This is a genomic window from Amycolatopsis jejuensis, from assembly GCF_000717335.1.
Lineage (GTDB): Bacteria > Actinomycetota > Actinomycetes > Mycobacteriales > Pseudonocardiaceae > Amycolatopsis > Amycolatopsis jejuensis.
The window spans coordinates 275324-295667 of record NZ_JNYZ01000012.1 but is presented as its reverse complement, the minus strand read 5'-3'; the positions used below and the strand labels follow the sequence as shown (position 1 = coordinate 295667).

The 20344-nt window shown below is 69.2% G+C and carries 24 protein-coding genes; 6 read left to right on the top strand and 18 right to left on the bottom strand.

The features are described 5' to 3' along the window. Positions 1–19: 19 nt before the first annotated feature. From OO71_RS18865 to OO71_RS18855, 3 genes are all read left to right on the top strand, one after another. The gene (locus OO71_RS18865) at positions 20–943 is read left to right on the top strand and encodes a 1,4-dihydroxy-2-naphthoyl-CoA synthase (RefSeq protein ID WP_033291102.1); all 924 of its coding nucleotides are present in this window, start codon (positions 20–22) and stop codon (positions 941–943) included. Positions 944–954: 11 nt separating this feature from the next. Then, entirely contained in the window at positions 955–2097 is a 1143-nt protein-coding gene (menE, locus tag OO71_RS18860) for an o-succinylbenzoate--CoA ligase (protein ID WP_033291101.1), read from the top strand. 128 nt (positions 2098–2225) lie between these two features. Beyond that, positions 2226–3095: a 1,4-dihydroxy-2-naphthoate polyprenyltransferase gene (locus OO71_RS18855; protein ID WP_033291100.1), complete on the top strand. Its 870-nt coding sequence runs from the start codon at positions 2226–2228 to the stop codon at positions 3093–3095. Here OO71_RS18855 and cds1 read toward each other — a convergent pair. From cds1 to OO71_RS18840, 3 genes are read right to left on the bottom strand one after another with little or no spacing between them, the layout of a single operon-like run. Continuing rightward, complete coding sequence (cds1, locus tag OO71_RS18850; RefSeq protein ID WP_033291099.1) at positions 3092–4168, bottom strand: L-cysteine desulfhydrase Cds1; 1077 nt, start codon at positions 4166–4168, stop codon at positions 3092–3094. The genes OO71_RS18855 and cds1 overlap by 4 nt on opposite strands. Continuing rightward, the gene (locus OO71_RS18845; protein WP_033291098.1) at positions 4165–4443 is read right to left on the bottom strand and encodes a DUF4229 domain-containing protein; all 279 of its coding nucleotides are present in this window, start codon (positions 4441–4443) and stop codon (positions 4165–4167) included. Before OO71_RS18845 ends, cds1 begins: the two co-directional genes overlap by 4 nt. An 11-nt stretch (positions 4444–4454) precedes the next feature. Next, positions 4455–4928 (bottom strand): Lrp/AsnC family transcriptional regulator, encoded by a 474-nt coding sequence (locus tag OO71_RS18840; protein WP_033291097.1) that lies wholly within the window; start codon positions 4926–4928, stop codon positions 4455–4457. Positions 4929–5281: 353 nt separating this feature from the next. Here OO71_RS18840 and OO71_RS18835 point away from each other — a divergent pair, with 353 nt between their 5' ends. Next, the gene (locus OO71_RS18835) at positions 5282–5494 is read left to right on the top strand and encodes a BldC family transcriptional regulator (RefSeq protein ID WP_033291096.1); all 213 of its coding nucleotides are present in this window, start codon (positions 5282–5284) and stop codon (positions 5492–5494) included. A gap of 508 nt (positions 5495–6002) precedes the next feature. Further along, positions 6003–6188 carry a hypothetical protein gene (locus OO71_RS18830; RefSeq protein ID WP_033291095.1) on the top strand — a complete coding sequence of 62 codons (186 nt, stop codon included), beginning with the start codon at positions 6003–6005 and terminating at the stop codon, positions 6186–6188. 114 nt (positions 6189–6302) lie between these two features. Here the strand turns inward: OO71_RS18830 and OO71_RS18825 are convergent, their stop codons facing one another. From OO71_RS18825 to hemL, 7 genes are all read right to left on the bottom strand, one after another. Next, positions 6303–7574 (bottom strand): MinD/ParA family ATP-binding protein, encoded by a 1272-nt coding sequence (locus OO71_RS18825; RefSeq protein ID WP_033291094.1) that lies wholly within the window; start codon positions 7572–7574, stop codon positions 6303–6305. Positions 7575–7659: 85 nt separating this feature from the next. Next, positions 7660–8631: a c-type cytochrome biogenesis protein CcsB gene (gene ccsB / locus OO71_RS18820; protein ID WP_033291093.1), complete on the bottom strand. Its 972-nt coding sequence runs from the start codon at positions 8629–8631 to the stop codon at positions 7660–7662. A gap of 3 nt (positions 8632–8634) precedes the next feature. Continuing rightward, a complete protein-coding gene (gene resB, locus OO71_RS18815; protein WP_033291092.1) occupies positions 8635–10239 on the bottom strand; it encodes a cytochrome c biogenesis protein ResB in 1605 nt (534 codons plus the stop codon). Next, on the bottom strand, positions 10236–11009 hold the full coding sequence (locus tag OO71_RS18810) for a cytochrome c biogenesis CcdA family protein (RefSeq protein WP_033291091.1): 774 nt from the start codon (positions 11007–11009) through the stop codon (positions 10236–10238). Before OO71_RS18810 ends, resB begins: the two co-directional genes overlap by 4 nt. Positions 11010–11090: 81 nt before the next feature. Continuing rightward, positions 11091–11678 (bottom strand): TlpA family protein disulfide reductase, encoded by a 588-nt coding sequence (locus tag OO71_RS18805; protein ID WP_033291090.1) that lies wholly within the window; start codon positions 11676–11678, stop codon positions 11091–11093. Beyond that, complete coding sequence (locus tag OO71_RS18800) at positions 11675–12301, bottom strand: histidine phosphatase family protein (protein ID WP_033291089.1); 627 nt, start codon at positions 12299–12301, stop codon at positions 11675–11677. Before OO71_RS18800 ends, OO71_RS18805 begins: the two co-directional genes overlap by 4 nt. Beyond that, positions 12298–13602, bottom strand: a complete 1305-nt coding sequence (gene hemL / locus OO71_RS18795; RefSeq protein WP_033291088.1) for a glutamate-1-semialdehyde 2,1-aminomutase — start codon at positions 13600–13602, stop codon at positions 12298–12300. Before hemL ends, OO71_RS18800 begins: the two co-directional genes overlap by 4 nt. A 144-nt stretch (positions 13603–13746) precedes the next feature. Between hemL and OO71_RS18790 the strand changes: the two genes are divergently transcribed. Continuing rightward, positions 13747–14196, top strand: coding sequence for a TspO/MBR family protein (locus tag OO71_RS18790; protein ID WP_051791719.1), 450 nt, complete (start codon positions 13747–13749; stop codon positions 14194–14196). Here OO71_RS18790 and OO71_RS18785 read toward each other — a convergent pair. From OO71_RS18785 to hemB, 8 genes are all read right to left on the bottom strand, one after another. After that, positions 14193–14684, bottom strand: coding sequence for a DUF5666 domain-containing protein (locus tag OO71_RS18785; RefSeq protein ID WP_051791694.1), 492 nt, complete (start codon positions 14682–14684; stop codon positions 14193–14195). The genes OO71_RS18790 and OO71_RS18785 overlap by 4 nt on opposite strands. 7 nt (positions 14685–14691) lie before the next feature. Beyond that, the gene (locus OO71_RS18780; protein ID WP_033291086.1) at positions 14692–15894 is read right to left on the bottom strand and encodes an ABC transporter permease; all 1203 of its coding nucleotides are present in this window, start codon (positions 15892–15894) and stop codon (positions 14692–14694) included. After that, complete coding sequence (locus OO71_RS18775) at positions 15891–16586, bottom strand: ABC transporter ATP-binding protein (protein WP_033291085.1); 696 nt, start codon at positions 16584–16586, stop codon at positions 15891–15893. Before OO71_RS18775 ends, OO71_RS18780 begins: the two co-directional genes overlap by 4 nt. Then, positions 16583–17818 (bottom strand): efflux RND transporter periplasmic adaptor subunit, encoded by a 1236-nt coding sequence (locus OO71_RS18770; protein ID WP_033291084.1) that lies wholly within the window; start codon positions 17816–17818, stop codon positions 16583–16585. Before OO71_RS18770 ends, OO71_RS18775 begins: the two co-directional genes overlap by 4 nt. A 67-nt stretch (positions 17819–17885) precedes the next feature. Next, positions 17886–18224, bottom strand: coding sequence for a hypothetical protein (locus OO71_RS18765; RefSeq protein WP_033291083.1), 339 nt, complete (start codon positions 18222–18224; stop codon positions 17886–17888). Positions 18225–18274: 50 nt separating this feature from the next. Next, the gene (locus OO71_RS18760) at positions 18275–18721 is read right to left on the bottom strand and encodes a hypothetical protein (RefSeq protein ID WP_033291082.1); all 447 of its coding nucleotides are present in this window, start codon (positions 18719–18721) and stop codon (positions 18275–18277) included. Next, a complete protein-coding gene (locus OO71_RS18755; RefSeq protein ID WP_033291081.1) occupies positions 18721–19260 on the bottom strand; it encodes a hypothetical protein in 540 nt (179 codons plus the stop codon). The genes OO71_RS18760 and OO71_RS18755 overlap by 1 nt, the downstream gene beginning before the upstream one ends. Before the next feature lie 20 nt (positions 19261–19280). Continuing rightward, positions 19281–20252: a porphobilinogen synthase gene (gene hemB, locus OO71_RS18750; RefSeq protein ID WP_033291080.1), complete on the bottom strand. Its 972-nt coding sequence runs from the start codon at positions 20250–20252 to the stop codon at positions 19281–19283. Positions 20253–20344: the final 92 nt, after the last annotated feature.

Here is a 20344-nt window from a genome sequence, read left to right as displayed (position 1 = left end):
AGGTCCTATTCTCCCAAACGTGGATGACGCCCGAGTTTCCGAGCTGTTCGACCCCGCCGCCTGGTCCGAGGTCGGAGGTTTCTCCTTCACCGACATCACCTACCACCGTTCGCGCGATGCCCGCTCCGGCAAACGGGTGGTCCGGATCGCCTTCGACCGCCCGGAAGTCCGCAACGCCTTCCGGCCGCACACCGTCGACGAGCTCTACCGAGCGCTCGACCACGCCCGGATGAGCCCGGACGTCGGCTGCGTCCTGCTCACCGGCAACGGCCCGTCCCCCAAAGACGGTGGCTGGGCGTTTTGCTCCGGCGGTGACCAGCGTATTCGCGGAAGGTCCGGGTATCAGTACGCAAGCGGGGAGACCTCCGACACGGTCGACCCGGCGCGCGCCGGGCGGCTGCACATCCTCGAGGTCCAGCGGCTGATCCGGTTCATGCCGAAACCGGTGGTCGCCGTGGTACCCGGATGGGCCGCGGGTGGCGGGCATTCGCTGCACGTGGTGTGCGATCTCACCCTCGCCTCGGCCGAGCACGCCCGGTTCAAGCAGACCGACGCCGACGTCGGCTCGTTCGACGCCGGCTACGGCTCCGCTGGTCTGGCCAGGCAGGTCGGGCAGAAGTTCGCGCGGGAGATCTTCTTCCTCGGCCGCGAGTACACCGCCGAGCAGATGCAGCGGATGGGCGCGGTGAACGAGGTCGTGCCGCATGCGTCGCTGGAGAAGGTCGCGCTGGAGTGGGGCTGGGCGATCGTCGGCAAGTCGCCGACCGCGCAGCGGATGCTGAAGTACGCCTTCAACGCGATCGACGACGGGCTCGTCGGGCAGCAGCTCTTCGCCGGCGAAACCACCCGGCTGGCCTACATGCAGGACGAGGCCGTCGAGGGCCGCGACTCCTTCCTGGAGAAACGCGACCCGGACTGGTCGGACTACCCGTACTACTACTGACGGTGTCTCTCGTGCAGGTGATGTGGCTCGACGGAAGCGCGGCAGCGATCACCGCCCTCGACGAAGCGGCGGCGGCTGCCCTCGACGGTGGCCCGGCGGTGCTGCCGCTGAACGCCGCGGACCCGTCGGCGCCCGCACTGCTCGAGGCGATGGCGCCGGAGCAGCCGGTCGAGCCGGAAACCGCCGTGGTGATCGCCACATCCGGGTCCACTGGCACGCCGAAGGGGGTGCTGCTGTCGCCGCGGGCGCTTGTCGCGTCGGCGACCGCCACGCACGTGCGGCTCGGCGGCCCCGGGCACTGGCTGCTCGCGACGCCCGCGCACTACATCGGCGGGCTGCAAGTGCTGGTCCGGGCGCGTTTGGCGGGGACGAAGCCGTCGTTGCTGACCGGCGTCGGCTTCCGTCCCGACGAGTTCGCCACCGCCGCGGCTCCGGTGCTCGCTTCGGACGGGCCGAGGTACACCGCGCTCGTGCCGACGCAGCTCGTCCGGTTGTTGGACGACGGCGGTGCAGGCCTCGCCGCCGCGAAGGCGTTCGACGCGATCGTGCTGGGCGCCGCGGCGACGTCACCGAAGCTGCGTACGCGGGCTGCCGACGCGGGCGTGCGCATCGTGCCCGCGTACGGGATGAGTGAGACGGCCAGTGGCTGCGTGTACGACGGTGTCCCTCTCGACGGCGTACGCGTGGAGCCTGACACCGAGGAGCGGTTACGCATTTCCGGCGCCGTGTTGTCGCACGGCTATCGGCTGGCGCCTGAGCTCACTGCCGCGTCGTTCCAGGACGGCTGGTTCCGCACGTCCGACCGCGGGCGTCTCCTGCCGGACGGCCGGATCGAGGTCCTCGGGCGGGCCGACGACGTGATCAACACCGGCGGGGTCAAGGTGTCCGCTGCGGCGATCGAGCGGGTGTTGGGTGGACAGCCTGGGGTCCGCGAGGCGTGCGTCGTCGGTATCCCGGATCCAGAGTGGGGCGAGGCGGTCGTCGCGATGGTCGTTGTTGAGCACGACGTCGATGGCGCGTCGCTGTGCGCCGCCGTCCGCGCGGAACTGGGCGCCGCGGCGACGCCGAAACGCGTCGAGTTCGCTGCCGCGCTCCCGCTACGCGGCCCGGGCAAGATCGACCGGGCCGCCGTGCTGGCCAGCCTCATTCCGTGAAGGGAACCTTCACGGAATCAGATTCCCTCATGGTTCCCTTCACAGACTCAGAGTCCGTGAAGGTGGCCTTCACGGACTTGGGGCCAGTCCCCGGACGGGTGAAGATCGGATGGCGTTGAATACGGGGCATGGCGACAGTCAGTGAGTGGATCGAAGGCGCCCGTCCCCGGACGCTGCCCAATGCGATCGCGCCGGTCGTGGCGGGTACCGGGGCGGCGATCGCGCTCGATGCGTTCTCGTGGTGGCGGGCGCTGCTCGCGTTGCTGGTCGCGCTGTCGCTGATCGTCGGCGTGAACTTCGCCAACGACTACTCCGACGGCATCCGCGGTACCGACGAGAACCGCGTCGGTCCGCTGCGGCTCGTCGGGTCCGGTACCGCCGCGCCGAAGGCGGTGCTGCGGGCCGCGCTCGCCTGTCTCGGGCTGGCGGGCGTGCTGGGGCTGGCGCTCGTCGCGCTGAGTGGGTACTGGTGGCTGCTCGCGATGGGCGGGCTGTGCATTCTCGGCGCGTGGTTCTACACCGGCGGCAAAAAGCCTTACGGCTACTACGGTTTCGGCGAGATCGCGGTCTTCGTGTTCTTCGGGCTCGCCGGGGTGCTGGGCACGCTGTACGTGCAGGCCGGTCGTGTCAGCTGGGAAGGCCTTGGCTGTGCGGTGGCCGTCGGCTGCTTCTCGATGGCGGTGCTGGTGGCGAACAACCTGCGGGACATCCCGACGGACCTCGAGTCGGGCAAGCGCACCCTCGCCACCCGCCTCGGCGACCGCGGCACGCGCCGGATGTACCTGACGCTGGTCACGGTCCCGTACCTGCTCACCATCGCGCTCGGCGTCGTGCACCCGCTGCTGTTCATCACCTTCGTGACCGCGCCGATGCTGCTGAAGTCCGTGCAAGCCGTCGGCGGCGGCCGCAAAGGCCGCGAACTGATCCCGGCCCTGCGCGACACCGGGCTGGCCATGCTCGCGTGGGCCGTGCTGAGCGTGGTGGCGCTGGCGTTCTAGCCGTCGAAGCGGCCGGTGAGCAGGAACTCGTCGAACTTCGCCCGGTGCGGGGTCAGGTCCATGCCTTGCTCGACGAGCCAGTCGTCGGAGTAGTAGGTGTTCGCGTACCGTTCGCCGCCGTCGCACAGCAGCGTGACCACCGAGCCCGCCTGACCTTCCGCCAGCATGTGCGAGATCAGCAGGAAAGCACCGTACAGGTTGGTACCCGTCGAGCCGCCCGCCCAGTGGCCGGTGCGGTCGCGCAGCAGCCGGATCGCCGCAAGCGAGCCGGCGTCCGGGACCTGGAACATCTCGTCGATCACGCCGGGCACGAACGACGGTTCACACCGCGGCCTGCCGATTCCCTCGATCCGCGACGGCATCCCGGTCGCGTAGTCCACCGCGCCGGTTTCCCAGGCGCCGTAGAACGACGAGTTTTCCGGGTCCACCACGCAGATCTTGGTGGTGTGCCGCTTGTACCGGACGTACCGGCCGAACGTCGCGCTCGTCCCGCCGGTCCCCGCGCCGACCACGATCCACGACGGCACCGGATGGCGTTCGGCGCGCATCTGCGCGAAAACGGACTCGGCGATGTTGTTGTTGCCCCGCCAGTCGGTGGCGCGCTCGGCGTAGGTGAACTGGTCGAGGTAGTGGCCGTGGCTTTCGGCGGCCAGCCGCTCGGCCTCCGGGTACATCGCGGGTGCCTCGTCGACGAAGTGACACTCCCCGCCGTAGAACTCGATGAGCGCGACCTTCTCCTTGCTCGTCCGCCGCGGCACGACCGTGACGAACCGCAGCCCCAGCATCCGCGCGAAGTACGCCTCGGAGACCGCAGTCGACCCGCTGGACGCCTCGACCAGCACGGTGTTCGGGCCGATCTGGCCGTTGACCAGGCCGTACAGGATCAGCGACCGCGCGAGCCGGTGCTTGAGCGAGCCGGTGGGGTGGACCGACTCGTCCTTGAGGTAGAGGTCGATGCCCCATTCGGGCGGGAGCGGGAACACGTGGAGATGGGTGTCGGCACTGCGGTTGGCGTCGGCCTCGATGATCCGGACGGCCTCGCGGACCCAGGCCCGGCTGTGCAGCTTGCTCATGCGACCGGGTCGTCGCCGCGCAGCTGGGCCCGCAGGTCCGCACGGGCGCGGGCGCGGGATTCGTTGCGTTTGGCCAGCCCGGCGGTGACGCGCTGGTTGAGCCCGCGCAGGAGCAGCAACCCCAGCGGGAGGCCCACGACGAGGCCGATCAGCACGGACACCAGAAGCGGCACCCCGGCCAGTGACAGCCCGAGCGCGACCACGGCCACGAGGGCGAACCGCGCGAGCACGTAAACCGTCAGGTCACGGGGCAGATGATCCGGCTTCTCGCTCACACCGAAACAGGCTACGCCCCGGCCGGGGACCCGTCGTCCAGGCCCGCGTTGTTGGGCCGCCCCTCGAAGCGGGTGGACAGCACGACGGTGGTGTTCGTGCGGCCGACCCCGGGGATCCGGCGGAGCCTCCCGAGGGTGACTTCGAGCTCGTCGACGGTGGAGACGCGCACCTTCACCACGAAGGCCTCGTCCCCGGCGACGGCGTAACAGCTCTCGACCTCGGGAAGCTCCCCGAGCGCAGTGGCGACGTCCTCGTCGGTGGCGGTGTCGGTGGGATGGATGCCGACCAGCGCGGTGACCCCGAGACCGACCGTGCCCGGGTCGACCATCGCGTGGTACCCGGTGATCACGCCCGCCGCCTCGAGCTTGCCGACGCGCTCGTGCACGGACGAGGCCGAAAGCCCCACCGCCCTGCCGAGGTCGGCGTAGGTGGCCCGCCCGTTGACCCGCAACGCGGCGATGATCTTCCGGTCCAGCTGATCCACGGGCTTCATTATGCGGTGCCCGGTGGCGGGCAGTGCAGGCCGGATTGTCTCCTGCATCACAGCAACCTCGCGACGGGATGGTGCCCGGCCGGTGGCTTTGGCCGGGCTTTACCCAGCTGTCGACTTTCGCGCGGGCAAAAGCCCAGGTCAACGGGGTGCGCCCAGGTTTGGCGCGGGCGTTGCAGTGCCTGAGGTTATGTCCTTTTTGCACTTTAAGGGCTCTTTACCCAAGGACAACCGTTCGAGTACCCGACGGGTGAAGTGCCACGATTGCCGTGTTGGCTACCCCGGCGCGACGGGCGAAACCGCCCGATGCCTCCGGTATAGCAAGTTGGGCGTTAAGGAGGCGGAAAATGACCGCAACCATGGGCGGACGGTTGCTCACCCCGGGTGAGGTGGCCGCACTGTTCCGGGTCGACCCGAAGACCGTGACCCGCTGGGCCACCGCAGGCCGCATCGGCTCGATCCGCACCCCGGGCGGACACCGCAGGTTCCGGGAGTCCGAGGTGAACGAACTGCTGGCCGAGCTCACCACGGATGCGAGTGAACCGGCTCGGAAGGTCTGATCGCAGGTTCTTTCAGACGTCGAAGGGTCGTGAGTGACAAGGGGTGACCTCCGCTTGCGGAGGGAATCGCTTGCCGGTCACGACCCTTCGCCGCGTCCGGGGGTGGGCTGGTTCGCCACGGCCGGGGGCAGGCTCGGTTCCCCGCATCCCGCAGGTGGGCCGGGTTCGGTGCGTCCCACGGGCGGGCTGGCCCGCATCCCACGGGCGAAGCTGGTTCGCGGTGTACCGCAGGCGGGCTGGCTCGCTGTGTCCCACGGGCAGGCTGACTCCCCTCGGCCGGGAGCGGGCTGGTTCGCTGCGTCCCATGGGCGGGCTGGCTCCCCGCGTCCCGCGAGCGCGCCGATTCCCCACGGCCGGGGCGGGCTGGTTCGCCGTGTCCGGTAGCGGGCTGATTCCCTGCGCTACCGGCCTTTTCGCCCCGTCGAGGTCCCTCGCCCGGTGGCCGTTTCCCCCCGGGCGGCCGGATTGCGGCTAACCTGGGGACTCGTACGACGGAAGGACCCGGGGCATGATTCCTCTGCTCGCCGCGGTGGGCGCGATCACCATCGCCATTCTGTTGTGGCGGGCATTGGGCGCCCAGCGCATCGGCGTACCGCAGCGGCGGCCCACCGTCGCCCCCGATGACGACCCCGACTTCCTGCGCAAGCTCTCCGAAGAGCAACGCAAACGGCCCACCGAAGATGGCGATTCCTGACCCGGCCCCGCGCAGCAGCCCGCCAAAGCCGCTGGCCACCGAAAACGGCGATTCCCTAACCCGGCCCCCCGCGCCAGCCCGCTAGCCACCGAGGACAGCGAATCCTGACCCGCCTCAGCGGTACTGCTGCCCCCCAAAGCCGTCCGCCACCGTTGCCGCCAGTTCCAGCAACGACAGCCGGGTGTCGCCCGCCAGGCGTTCCAGTTCGATTTCCGCGCCTTCTTCCAGATGGGCGTCGAACGGGATGCGGCAGACCGCTCGTACCTTGGCGCCGAAGTGGGCGGTCAGCTTGTCCAGGTCGACCGAACTGCCCTTCGGGCGCACCGAGTTGATCACGACCACCGAGCGTTTCACCAGGTCGCCGTAGCCGTGCGCCTCCAGCCAGTCCAGCGTTGCCGAGGCGCTGCGGGCCCCGTCCACCGAGCCCGACGACACCACCACCAGCGCGTCCGCGACGTCCAGCACGCCCTTCATCGCCGAATGCATCAGGCCGGTGCCGCAGTCGGTGAGCACGATGTTGTAGAAGTGCTCCAGCAGGTTGACCGTGCGCCGGTAGTCGGTCTCCGAGAACGCCTCCGACACCGCCGGGTCCTGCTCGCTCGCCAGGATTTCCAACCGGCTCGAGCCCTGTGACGTGTACGAACGCACGTCGCTGTAGCGCGTGATCTTGTCCGCGTCCCGCAGCAGATGCCGGACGGTCGCGGTGGTCTCGATGGCGATCTTCTGCGACAGCGTCCCGCGGTCCGGGTTCGCATCGACCGCCACCACGCGGTCGCCGCGCAGGGACGCGAACGTCGCGCCCAGCGTGGTCGTGGTGGTGGTCTTGCCGACGCCGCCCTTGAGGCTCAGCATCGCGATCTTGTAGCACCCTCGCAGCGGCTGATTGACCCGCGCGATCAGCTCCCGGCGGCGCGCGTCCGCGGGGCTCTCGCCCGGGTTGATCAGCTTGCCGGACCCCAGGTAGACCGCCTTGCGCCAGCCCGACTGCGGCGTCCGCTTCTGCTGCTTCACCAAGTGTGCGGTGGCCAGCTCGTCCGCCGGCTGAGGCAACGCCGCCGCAGCCGCCGCCGGAGCGGCCGTCGCCACCGGCTGATAGCCGCCCTGCGGAGCAGGCTGATACCCGTTGAACCCCGACTCGGCAGGCGGCTGCAGCGGCGGCAGATTGTGGTCGTACGCAGGCTGGTAGCCACCCGGCTGCGGCAGCGGCTGGTATCCCCCGGCAGGTTTGTCGGCCGGGGTCGGGACGACCTGCGTCGGCTGCGCGTCGTACGGTCCGGTGCCCGGGTGCGGCGCCGAATCGGTGCGCTCCTCGGAGTACAGGGCAGCCGGTTCCTGGGCCTGGTCGGACTGCTTCTCCCCGGCAGTCTCTTCACTGGGTCCGGTCACCGTTGCCTACCTCCCGCGTACGTCGAAGGGCACCTGGTGACGAAGGTAGTCGCCTCGGAGCCACTTCGAGCGCGCGGACCCCCGCTCAGCTCACCCCGGCGTAGGAATGCAGCCCGACTGTCACCAAGTTCACAAAAAAGAGGTTGAAGATCGTCGCCGCGAAACCGACGACGTTGATCACGGCGGCCCGCTTCCCCCGCCAGCCTGCCGTCGCCCGCGAGTGCAGGTACGCGGCGTAGATGACCCACGCGATGAAGGCGACCGTCTCCTTCGGGTCCCAGCCCCAGAACCGGCCCCACGCGGCCTCGGCCCACACCGCACCGCACAGCACGCCGAAGGTGAAGATCGGGAACGCGACGATGGTGGCCCGGTACGCGATCCGGTCGAGCACGTCGGCGGCGGGCAGCTTCGGGCCGAAGCGCGCGAACTTCGCCGGGTTGCGGTCGTGCGCGGTGCGGAACAGGTACAGCGTGCTCGCCACGCCCGGCACCAGGAACACGCCGGACCCGATGATCGCGGCCGACACGTGGATCACGAGCCAGTACGACTGCAGCGCGGGCACGACCGGCGCGGCCACCGTGTACAGCAGCGTGCCGTTGATGAACATCAGGATCACGACGGGCAGCAGCAGGAACCCGGTGAGGTGGCGGACCGGGAACTTCTTGATCACCACGAGCCAGGCCACGACGGTGATGAACGTGACCGCCATCCCGTACTCGTACATGTTGCCCCACGGCGCCCGGTGCACCGCGAACCCGCGCAGCACGATCGCCGACAGCTGCAGCAGCGCGCCGAGCACGAGCAGCGCCGCGCCCATCCGGCCGATCCGCTCGGGACGGCCGATCTCGCGCGGGGCCTCGGGCTCCACCGGCGCGTCGGCGTCCTCCAGACCACCCGAGCCCACCAGCACCCGCTGCTTGCTGCGCTCCGCCGCCCGGCGGCCCTTCGCCCCGAAGGCCTGCTCGAACAGCGAGAACAGCAACGCCAGCACATAAATCGCGACTGTCGTGGTGTACAGCAGGTCGCTGTACTGCGAGAGAGTCTCGTTGATCTCCATGCCTCAGCTGCCCTTCCGGCCCGTGACCAGCCGTTCGCTGATCCGCTGGAATTCTTCGCCGTATCCGGCCTGATCCGTGCGCGCGAGCCCGGCGACCTCGATCACCGTACTCGCGCTGCCGTCCTCGCCCCGCCGCACCCGCACCCACACCCGCCGCCGCTTGACCAGCAGCGACGCCCCCAGCCCGGCGAACATCACGATCGCGAAGCCGAGCACGTAACCCTGCGTCGGATCGTGCGAGACCTGCAGGTTGACCCACTTGTTGACGCCGTCGAAGCGGATCCGCGTGCCGTCGTCGAGCTTGAGTTCCTGCCCCACCGCGAGGTTCTGCCGCGCGACGCGCTTGAGCCGACCGTCGGCGACACGGGACTGGTCCACCGAGAACACCGACTGGCCGCGGCCCGCGTCGAGGCCGAGGTCGCCGCGCAGGACGTCGATCGCGACCATCGGCTTGTCCAGCTGCGGTGCGGTGGACGTGAGCACCCCGCCGTGGATGAACGACGACGGCGCGAAGAGACCGGTGATCGCGATCTGCTTGGTGCGCCGCTGAACCTCGTCGGTGACGCCGGGCTGGTCGAACTTCGTCGCGCCCTCCGACAGCATCGTCGCGGGGTTGCTGTACATCCACTGGGTGTTCTGGGTGCGCGACTCACCGTTCGGGAACGTGATGGTGAACTGCGGCGAATAGCCGTTGCCCAGCAGGTACACGCGGTCGCCCACGGTGCGCAGTGGCTCGTTGACCTCGAGGTCGTACGGCCGCCAGGTGCCGCTCTGCAGGTCCGCGCCGGACTGGTACTCGATGTGCGAGTGGTAGTAGTCGGCCTGGTTCGTGGCGGTGTAGCGCGCGGTGAAGTCGTTGACCTTGACGCAGAACGGATCGAGGTCGGTGCCGTCGATGCGCAGGCCGGCCTCGAACGAGTCGTAGTTGTAGATGCCCGAGTTGCAGAACTGCCCGCCGTTGGCCTGCACGATGACCTGACCCTCGTAGCTGTACAGCTTCCCGAGGGCGAAGAAGATGATCAGGCCGAGCATGCCGAAGTGGAAAAGCAGGTTGCCGGTCTCGCGAAGATAGCCGCGCTCCGCGGACACGCTGAAGCCGTCGTCCTCTTCGCGCTCGACGCGCCGCCAGCCGGACAGCTGCTTGCGTACGTCCTCGCGGATCGCTTCGGGCGTACGCGCGGTGCGCGCGATCCGATGGTGCGGCATGCGCGCGAGGTTGCGCGGCGTCAGCACCGGCTTCGCGCGCATCTGCTTCACGTACTCGAAGCTGCGCGGCGTGAGACAGCCGACGAGAGAGATCATCAGCAGCAGGTAGATCGCGGAGAACCAGACGCTGGAGTAGACGTCGTAAAACTCCAGCTTGTCCAGCAGCGACCCCCACCAGCCGTGCGAAGAGATGTACTCGTTGACCTTGCTCACGTTCAGCCGCCGCTGTGGCAGCAACGCGCCGGGCAGCGCGGCGAGCGCGAGAAGGAACAGCAGAACCAACGCCGTGCGCATGGACGTTAGGCCGCGCCAGGTGTTGCGAAGGAACGCCAGTACCTGCTTGCCCAGCGAAGGCCGGTATGGGTGCTCCGGGTCTCTCGGAGGCGCTTCGGTGGTGGTCACAGTGGCAGCTCGAGATCAGCGGCGACGGAGTTGCGGAGCCAGCCCATGACGTCCCCCCACAGCCCGGTGACCAGCAGGATCCCGACCACCATCAGCAGCACCCCGCCGACGATCTGCACGCGGCGGCCGTTGCGGCGGAGCCAGTCGGTGGCCCGCACGGCCCAGCGGGCGCCGAGCGCGATGAGCAGGAACGGGACGCCGAGGCCGAGGCAGTAGACGAGCACCAGCACGTACCCGCGCACCGCGGCTCCGCCGGTGGCACTGGCGAGGCTGGTGACCGCGGAGAGCGTCGGGCCGATGCACGGGGTCCAGCCGAGGCCGAAGACCGCACCGAGCACCGGCGCGCCCCACAGGCCGCCGCCGGGTACGCGATGCGACCGGAACTCGCGCTGCAGCCCGGGAATCCAGCCGAGGAACACCATCGCCATGGCAATGGTGAGGACGCCGCCGATGCGCTGCAGGAGGTCTTCGTTGAGCAGCAGGGTGTCGGCGAGCCAGACGAGCGTGCCCAGCGTCGCGACGAACACCACGGTGAACCCGAGCACGAAGAGGCCCGCCGCGCCGAGGACGGCGTAGCGGCCCTTCTTGCGCTCCTCGCCGTCGCGCACGGCCGGGGCGTCGGCGCCGACGAGCGCCGCGAGGTACGCCAGATATCCGGGCACGAGCGGCACCACACACGGCGACGCGAACGAGATGGCCCCGGCCACCAGCGCAACCCCCGCGGCGAGCAGCAGCGGCCCGGAGATCGCCAGCTCGGACACGGAGTTCACGCATGTGAGAGTAGGCAGTGAGCTGGACGTGAGGCGGGCGGGGCCTGCGCACAGGACCTACGCCACCCCCGGAACCGGGACCTAAGTCCCGGACTGCTCCGCGCTCAGCCGTTGCATCAGCGGCATCAGGTCGGCGGCGAGCACCGGGCGCAGGAAGACCGCGGCGACCCGGTGTTGTTTGTCCAGCACGATCGTCGACGGGATCATGTTGCGCGGGTATCCGGCCAGCTGCAGCAGCACGCGTCCGGACGGGTCCCAGATCGACGGGTACGTGAGCCCGCGGTCGCGGACGAAGTCCTGGGCCACCTTGCGCGCCGGGTCGCGCACGTCGAGCCCGATGACCTGCGCGCCGAGCGGTTCGAGCTGTTTGCTCGCCTTCTCCAGTTCCGGCGCCTCCGCGCGGCACGGGCCGCACCACTGGCCCCACAGGTTGACCACCATCGCCTTGCCGGGGAAGTCCGCGAGCGACAGCTGTTTGCCCTCGTTCATCAGGTCGTCGCCGGACAGCGTCGGGGCTTTCTGGCGCTCGTTCACCGGGTACGTGATATCGACCTGGCCGCCCGGCGCAACGAAGCTGAAGGAGCCGCCCTGCTCCACCGCGTCCTTGCCGGTGGAACAGCCCGTTACGGCCAGCGCAGCTGCCAGCAGCACCCCGGCCAGGCGTTTCATGCGCCCGTCACCTTGGGGTCCGTCGTCCCGGCCGGCTCGCTGTACACGATCTCCAACAGCTTCTCGCCGTCGAACACCAGGCTGGTGAGCGACGCGAGCGAGCACTGACGGCGACGCGGGTCATGCCACAGCCGCTTGGACTCCAGGAACCGCCGCAGGGTCCAGATCGGCAGCTGGTGCGACACGCACAGCGCTTCGCGCCCTTCGGCCTTTTCGCGCGCACGGTGGACCGCGCCGAGCATGCGGTGCGCAATCTCGATGTACGGCTCACCCCACGACGGCTTGAACGGATTCAGCAGGTGCGGCCACGCTTTTGGCTGCTTCAGCGCACCGTCACCGACCGCGACGCGCTGTCCTTCGAAGACGTTGGCCGCTTCGATGAGACCGTCGTCAGTGGCGATGTCGAGACGGTGTGCACCTGCGATGGGTGCAGCGGTTTCCTGCGCGCGCTGAAGCGGCGAAGCGACGACGTGCGCAAGGTCGTGCCCGGCCACCGCCTCCGCGACAGTGAGCGCCTGCCGCTGTCCGCGCTCGGACAGGCGGAAGTTCGCGAGCCGCCCGTACAGGATCTTCTCGGGGTTGTGGACTTCGCCGTGCCGCAGCAAGTGAACGACTGTCGTCACGGGTGTACCGCCTCAGCTGCCGCGCGCGCTGCTGCGGGGAGCGCGGCTTCGATGACGCCGAAGGCTTCGTCGTCCATTGCAGCGTTAACGAACCACGCTTCGTACGCGCTCGGCGGCGGGTACACGCCTCCGTCGAGCAGAGCGTGGAAGAACGCCGGGAAGCGCCAGGTTTCCGTGGCCTGCGCGTCCGCGTAGTTGCGTACGGGCTTGTCGGTGAAGAAGACGCTCAGCAGGTTGCCCGCGAACTGCACAGTGTGCGTTACGCCTGCTTCGCCCAGCACGTCCGAGAAAAGCCCGCCGAGCCGCTTCGCGTTGGCGTCGAGCTTCGCGTACACGCCTTCGCCAGCTTCGCGCAGCGCGGTGAGACCAGCGGCAACAGCGACCGGGTTACCGGACAGCGTGCCCGCTTGGTAGACGGGACCACCTGGAGCGAGCTTCGCCATGACGTCCGCGCGGCCACCGAACGCCGCCGCAGGCAGGCCGCCCGACATCACCTTGCCGAACGTGTACAGGTCACCGGCCACGCCTTCGAGGCCGAACCAGCCAGCGTGCGAGACGCGGAAACCGGTCATCACCTCGTCCATGACGAGCAGCGCACCGTTTTCGTGCGCAATGTCGCGAAGAGCGGCGTTGAACCCCGGGTCCGGCGGCACCGCGCCCATGTTGCCCGCCGCCGCTTCGGTGATCACCGCGGCAATCTGGCCCTCGTTGTCCGCGAAGGACTTCCGGACCGCGTCGAGGTCGTTGTACGGCAGCACGATGGTGTCCGCGGCCTGCGCGCCGGTGACGCCGGGCGAGGTCGGCAGCCCGAGGGTCGCGACGCCGGACCCGGCTTGCGCAAGCAGCGCGTCGACGTGCCCGTGGTAACACCCGGCAAACTTCACGACCTTGGCGCGCCCGGTGAACCCGCGGGCGAGCCGGATGGCGCTCATCGTGGCCTCGGTGCCCGAGTTGACCAGCCGGACCTGCTCGACCGGCGCGACCCGGCCGATGATCTCCTCGGCGAGCTCGACCTCGCCGGTGGTCGGCGTGCCGAAGGAAAGCCCGTTCTCCGCCGCCGCGCGCGCGGCGGCCACCACCTTCGGATGCGCGTGCCCGAGGATCATCGGGCCCCACGAGGAGACGAGGTCGACGTAGCGGTTGCCGTCGGCGTCCCACAGGTGGGGACCCTCGCCGCGCACCATGAACCGCGGTGTCCCGCCGACCGAGTTGAAGGCCCGCACCGGCGAGTTCACCCCGCCCGGGACGGCCGCCTTCGCGCGTTCGAACCAAACCTTGGACTGCTCGGTGCCAGTGCTCACCGCCCCAGTCTCGCAAATCCTCCCGCCGCGTGCCGTCGCCACCCGGCGAGGACGCCGGAGCGCTCCTAAGATGGGCCGCGCACGGACGGGGCGAGCCATGGAGGAGACGTGACGGCGCCCACACACCGCCGGAACCCGTGGCTGATGCTCGCGGTGTTCTTCGGGCTGGTCTCCGTGGTCGCGCTGATCGGCGGGCTGGCGGCCACGTCGGCCCCGGACGCCTACACCCGGTACACGATGCCGTCGTGGGCCCCGCCCGCCGACCTGTTCAGTCCGGTGTGGACGGTGCTGTACGCCGTGCTCGCGGTCGCCGGCTGGACCTATTGGCGCACCGACGGCGAGAACCAGGGCTTTGCCGCGTACGGCATCGGCCTGCTGTTCAACCTGATGTGGATCTCGCTGTTCTTCGCCGGTGGGTCGACCAGGGTCGCGTGCGTGGACATCATCCTGCTCGACCTCACCGTGGTGATCACGATCGGGCTCTTCTACCGCCGGTCCCGCGTGGCCGCGCTGCTGCTTCTGCCGTACCTGGCTTGGCTGCTGTACACGACCGCGCTGAACGTCGCGATCATCGCCCTCAACGACACGCCTTAACGCCCGGGCTGCGCCACGATCGCTTGTGCCGTCACCGAACCGTCGGATCCGGTGCGACCCTGGACAGTCACCGTCTGACCCGGTTTGAGGTCGCCGACCTTCCCCGACTGGGTCACACCGACGGTCGTATCGTCCGAAGTGGACACTTTGACCTCGTTGCCCTGCAACGTCTTCACCGTGACCGTGGTGCCCTCGACCTTCTCCACCGTACCGGCCGTGCCGCGTCCCCCGGTTCGTGCGCCCGCCTGCGGCGCGCTGGGCGACGGAGCAGCACCCGAGGGTCCGAAGGCAGCGTGCGTCCAAGCGCCACCGGCGAAAGCCAGCGCGACCACGAGCAATCCAGCCAGCACGAGGGTGGGTTTGCCGAACGGCCTCGCGACCTGCCGCAGCTCCTCGGTGAGATCGCCCGCGACCGCGGGTTCGGCCACGAGGTTCTCCGGCAGCGGGTCGGGCGGGGTCGGAATGGGCTGGGTACTCGACGCGGACATGACGCTCCTACTCGTGCCGGAGGGCGTCGATCGGCCGCAGCCGCGATGCCCGGTTCGCCGGGAAACTGCCGAAGAAAAGCCCGATCAGGGCGGATACCGCAAAGGCGAGCGCAATCGACGACGGAACCACCACCGGCTGGATACCCGCGATATTGAACCGGCTGCCGACCACCCCGATCACCACGCCCAGCAGCCCGCCGAACAGGCTCAGCATCGTCGCCTCGGCGAGGAACTGGCCGAGGATCGCCGACCGCGGCGCCCCGATCGCCTTGCGGATCCCGATCTCGCGAATCCGCTCGGTCACCGTCACCAGCATGATGTTCGTGACCCCGATTCCGCCCACCAGGAGCGAAATCGCCGCGACCGCCCCGAGCAGGACGGTGAACGTGTCGATGGCCGACGTCCGGGTCTGCAGCAGCTGTGCGGAGTTCTGGATCTGGTAGTCGGGCGTCGCACCGGCGCGGATACCGTGCCGCGCGTCGAGGATCGCGGTGACCTCGGCCTGCGCCAGCCCGATCGCATCGGCGGTGCTCGCCTGCACCGCGATCTGGTTCAGTCCACCATAACCGGCAAGGGAATTCTGCACCGCGCTGATCGGAGCGATGGCGACGTCGTCGGCGTTCTGCAGCCCGGTACTGCCTTTCGCCTGCAGTACCCCGACGACGGTGAACTGGATGCTGTTCAGCAGCACGTTCTTGCCCACCGGGTCGGCCGAACCGAAAATCGACTGCGCGGTCGTGGGTCCAAGCACCACCACCTTGCGGGCCTGCGTCACGTCCTCGGCGGAGAACAGCTGCCCGTCGGCAATCTGCCGGTTCGTGGTGGTGAAGTACCCGGGTTCGGTACCGACCACGCTCGGCACGTCATAGGACGTCTGGCCGTACGTCGCGGTCGCCGTGGTGCTGACGACCGGTGACGCCGCCTTCACGTCGGGCGCGCCCATCGGGTCGACGAGCGCGTGCGCGTCCTGCACAGTGAGCGGCCGCACCTCGGCGCCCTGCCCGCCACCGCGGACCGGCGACACATTCACCACGTCCGTACCCAGGCCCTGGATACTCGCGGTGATGGCCGCGGAAGCGCCGTTTCCCACTGCCACCAACAAGATCACCGACGCGACCCCGATGGTGATCCCGAGCGTGGTGAGCACCGAACGCAGCTTGTTCGAAGCAAGACCGCGCACGGCGAACCGGAGAATTTCCACGAGGTTCACGCGGCCACCCCGGTGACCTCGTCGGACACGATCTGCCCGTCACTCACCCGCACGATCCGGCGGGCATGGTGGGCCACCTCGTCCTCGTGGGTGATCACCACGACCGTGCGGCCGAGTGCGTTGAGCCGGTCGAACACACCGAGGACGTCGACGGTGCTGGCATGATCGAGGTTTCCGGTCGGTTCATCGGCAAGCAGCAGCGCCGGTCCGCCGACGAGCGCCCGCGCCACCGCAACCCGTTGCTGCTGCCCGCCGGACAGCTCGCTCGGCAGATGCTTCGCGCGGTCGGTCAGGCCGACCACCTCCAGCGCGGCCAGCGCCCGCCGCCGCCGCGCGGCCCGCTTCAGTCCACTGTAGACCAATGGGAGTTCCACATTGGACAGCGCACTGGTCCGCGGGACGAGGTTGAAGGATTGGAAGATGAACCCGATCTTCCGGTTGCGCAGCAAGGAAAGCTGCCGTTCGTTGAGGTCGGCGACCGGGAAGCCGTCGAGCAGGTACCGGCCGGACGTGGGCGTGTCGAGGCAGCCGAGCATGTTCAGCAGCGTCGATTTGCCGGACCCGGACGCGCCCATGATCGCCACGTAGTCGCCCGGCCACACCTGCAGGTCGACCCCGCGCAGCGCGTGCACGGCGGTTTCCCCGCTGCCGTAGGTTTTGCGCAGCCCGGAGACTGCGATCACCGGCTTCATCCTCGGGCTCCGCCGCCGAACCCGCCCTGCCTGCCGCCACCGAATCCACCTTGCTGACCGCCGAAGCCGCCGAGACCACCGGTTCCGCCAGTGCGCTGGTTTCCCGGGGTGGTCGTCGTCGGGGACGCCGCGGTGAGCACCACGTTGTCGCCCTCACTCAGCCCGGATTTGATCTCCACAGTGGACTCCCCACGCACGCCGAGCTCGACCTGCCGCGGTACCGCCTGCCCGTTTTCCTGCACCGTGACCACGCTCGTCGTACCCGTGGTCCGCACGGCAGCGGCAGGCACACTCAACACGCCGTCCGCCTCGGCGACCGTGATCACGACGCTCGCCGACTGCCCGGGTCGCAGCCCCGACGGCGGATTCGACAACGTCAGCTGCGCTCCGTACGTGACGACGTTGCTGCTCGTGGTCGGCGTCAGGTCGATCTTCGAAACGGTCGCCTGCAGCGGCTGATCCGGTGTCGCATTGAGGGTGACGGTGGCTTTCTGGCCGGTTTTCACCTTGCTCACGTCGATTTCCGGCACGGAAGTGTTCACGAGCAGGCTGCTCATGTCGGTGATGTCGATGAACCCACTGCTACTACTGCTGCTGGTACTGGAAGACGACTGCTGCTGCCCGGACTGTGCGCCAGCCGAAGTCGCCGCGCTGCTGGAACCGGACCCGCCGCTGCCCGCTTGCTGCCCGACTGTCCCATTGATCGCAGTGACAGTCCCAGCACCGGGCGCAGTCAGCACGGTCGCCGAGACCGCCGCCTGTGCGTTGTCGACGTCCAGCTGCGCTTGGTCCACTTTGGCCTGAAGCGACGCAATGCTGGTTTGCGCCTGGGTTGCCGTCTGATTGGCGGGCGGGTTGTCCTCCCCCGCCGCGAGGTTGTCCTCGGCCACCGCGAGATTGGCCTTGGCGACCTGAAGTTGTTTGCTCGCTTGGGAAGAGTCGAGCGTGGCGAGCTTCTGCCCGGCGCTCACCACGTCGCCGACCTTCACGACGATGCTGGTGACCTTGCCGGACGTGGTGAAGTTCGCGACGCCGGTGTACCCGCTGGCGACCGTCCCGGCCGCGGACACGGTCTCGGTGACGTTCGCGCGCCGCACCGGCGTGGTCCGGCTCTGCGCCTGCGCCGTCGAACTCGACGGCGAAAACGCCTGGTAAATCCCGAAAGCCGCGCCGCCGAGCAGCACGACGAGCACCCCGTTGACCACCCATGTCCGGGTGCGCAGCCGCGTCATGCGGGCAAGACTGCGTGCCCCGCTTAGCAGTCAGCTGTTGGTTCCCTGTGGGCCAGCTGTGTATCGGCTAGTCCTTCTTCTTGCGGTGCCGCGCACGGACCGCCAGCAGCAGCTGACGGATCGCATCCACCACGAGCACCGCGGACAGCGCGCCGAGGCCGAGCGCGCCGGCGAGATGCCCGCCCAAATGCCGCTGTGACGCCAGTTTCGCGCCGTCGCCCGCGGTGGTGACGATGGTGACCACCCCGGCGTGCCAAAGCGCGAATGCCGCCCACAGCACGAGCCCGGCCACCACCACTTCGCCGAGCGCGACGAACGCCCGCCACGGCTGGTTGAGCTTGGTCTCGGGCTGGGTTTCCTCCGGCGGCCAGAGTCCGGCGCCGGTCGGCTGGGGAAGGTCGATCACGGGGTCCAGCCTTTCAGGTTCGGGGGCACTGCGCTTCCCTCGCGGGGGTGTCATCGGCTCGGCTCCTCCCGCACGGCGATTTCGACGAGCGCTGCCCGCAATGCCTCGACGTCGCGCGCCCACGCGAGGACCACTGTGCCGTCGTCGAGTTTCACCGGCAGCTCGTCGTACTTGCGCGGCACGGACCAGCCACCGCCGAGCACGCGAGCCCCGACCGGGGTACCGACGTCGGTGACCGCGGCAATCCGGGCCGCCAGAACGGTTTCGCGGCCCTGACGCAACCGGTCCGTGGTGACTTCCAGCGAGAGGAAACGCCGTCGCGCGTACACCCAAGGCAGCGTGAGCCCAGCCAGCGCGACCCCGATCAGCACCCAGCCGACGACGTGCACCGGACCGCCGGTGGCCAGTTCCGCGAGCGCGCCCAGGAGCGCGAACAGCGGGCCCCAGACCAGCGCCGTCCAGCCGACGCCGGGTTCGGAGTACAGCGTTCGGGCCATTACAGCCTCTTGCCGACCTTGGGGAAGTACTCCGCCGTGCGCGGCAGGTACAGCAGCACCAGCATGGCCACGAGCGCCAGCGACGACGCCTGGGCGAAGTACGGCGTGCGCACCAGCGCGAGCTCGTAAATGAGGCCGATCGCCGCCAGCAGCGTGACGATGGTGCGCGCCGAACGCGTGCCCTCCCGGGCTTTCCAGGCGAAGAGCACGAACAACGCGCTGAAGCACAGCGCGCCGATGAACATGGCCCACACGAGCGTGGTGGCGCCGGACTGCAGCTGCGCGAGGTCGACCGGCTTGCCTGCCTGCTGCGTCTGCTTGACGGCGTTGTCCACCAGCTGTTGCTTGAGAGCGATGATCAGCACTTGCTGCGCGAGAATGACCAGCGCCGCGAAAATGGCGAGCAAGAACGCGACGTGCACCGTCGCCGGCGGCTTGGCTTTCGCCGGAACCTGCCCGGGCAGCACCGGATCCGGCGCGCGCCCGCGCTTGCGGCGCTCATCGTCGGTGAGCCCGTCGAACTCGTCCTTCTCGGCCACCCGGACGACCCTACCGTGGCTCAGTCGAGCCAGGCGGCAGCCTCGGTCGCCCAGTAGGTGAGGACGAGGTCGGCCCCCGCGCGGCGGATCGAGGTGAGAACCTCGAGGATGGTGCGCTCGCGTTCGATCCAGCCGTTGGCCGCGGCCGCCTCGACCATCGCGTACTCACCGGAGATGTTGTACGCCGCAACCGGCACCGGCGAGATGTCCGCCGCCGCCTTCACGACGTCCAAATAGGACATCGCAGGCTTGACCATCACCATGTCGGCACCCTCGGCGAGGTCGAGTTCGATCTCGCGCAGTGCTTCGCGCGCGTTGCCCGGGTCTTGCTGGTACGTCTTGCGGTCGCCCTTGAGCTGCGAGTCGACGGCCTCACGGAAGGGACCGTAGAAGGCGCTGGCGAACTTGGCGGCGTAGGCGAGAATGGCGGTTTCGCTGTGCCCGACCTCGTCGAGCGCCCGCCGGATCACGCCGACCTGCCCGTCCATCATCCCGCTTGGCCCGAGCACGTGCGCCCCGGCCTCCGCCTGCGCGACAGCCATGTCGGCGTACACGCGAAGGGTGGCGTCGTTGTCGACCGCGCCGTCCGCATCGAGGACGCCGCAGTGCCCGTGGTCGGTGAACTCGTCGAGGCAGGTGTCGGCCATCAGCACGGTGGAGTCCCCGAGCTCATGCCGCAGGTCACGGAGAGCGACGTTGAGAATCCCGTTCTCGTCGACGGCGCCGGACCCCTGCGCGTCCCGAGTCGCCGGAATGCCGAACAACATCAGCCCGCCGACCCCGGCGTTGACCGCCTCGACCGCAGCCTTCCGCAGCGTGTCCCGAGTGTGCTGGACAACGCCAGGCATGCTGGAGATCGCCCGCGGCGCCGCAGCGCCTTCGGCGACGAACATGGGCAGGATCAGCTGCCGGGGCCGCAGTGTGGTCTCCCCGACCATCCTGCGCATGGCAGCAGTAGTACGAAGCCGGCGAGGTCGCTGCTCGGGAAACACGGAGACAACGGTACTCCGGTCTTCAGCCGACCTCTTCGGCGAGTGCACTCGCCCGCCCGTAGTCACAATCAGCTTCGGGGTGCCCCACGCAA

What these genes read in the sequence shown, in the direction of transcription:
- OO71_RS18805 (WP_033291090.1), bottom strand. Translation starts at nt 11,678, where the DNA reads ATGAAACGCCTGGCCGGGGTGCTGCTGGCAGCTGCGCTGGCCGTAACG.
- OO71_RS18830 (WP_033291095.1), top strand. Translation starts at nt 6,003, where the DNA reads ATGATTCCTCTGCTCGCCGCGGTGGGCGCGATCACCATCGCCATTCTG.
- OO71_RS18835 (WP_033291096.1), top strand. Translation starts at nt 5,282, where the DNA reads ATGACCGCAACCATGGGCGGACGGTTGCTCACCCCGGGTGAGGTGGCC.
- OO71_RS18760 (WP_033291082.1), bottom strand. Translation starts at nt 18,721, where the DNA reads ATGGCCCGAACGCTGTACTCCGAACCCGGCGTCGGCTGGACGGCGCTG.
- OO71_RS18770 (WP_033291084.1), bottom strand. Translation starts at nt 17,818, where the DNA reads ATGACGCGGCTGCGCACCCGGACATGGGTGGTCAACGGGGTGCTCGTC.
- OO71_RS18775 (WP_033291085.1), bottom strand. Translation starts at nt 16,586, where the DNA reads ATGAAGCCGGTGATCGCAGTCTCCGGGCTGCGCAAAACCTACGGCAGC.
- OO71_RS18785 (WP_051791694.1), bottom strand. Translation starts at nt 14,684, where the DNA reads ATGTCCGCGTCGAGTACCCAGCCCATTCCGACCCCGCCCGACCCGCTG.
- cds1 (WP_033291099.1), bottom strand. Translation starts at nt 4,168, where the DNA reads ATGAGCAAGCTGCACAGCCGGGCCTGGGTCCGCGAGGCCGTCCGGATC.
- ccsB (WP_033291093.1), bottom strand. Translation starts at nt 8,631, where the DNA reads ATGGAGATCAACGAGACTCTCTCGCAGTACAGCGACCTGCTGTACACC.
- OO71_RS18855 (WP_033291100.1), top strand. Translation starts at nt 2,226, where the DNA reads ATGGCGACAGTCAGTGAGTGGATCGAAGGCGCCCGTCCCCGGACGCTG.
- OO71_RS18790 (WP_051791719.1), top strand. Translation starts at nt 13,747, where the DNA reads ATGCTCGCGGTGTTCTTCGGGCTGGTCTCCGTGGTCGCGCTGATCGGC.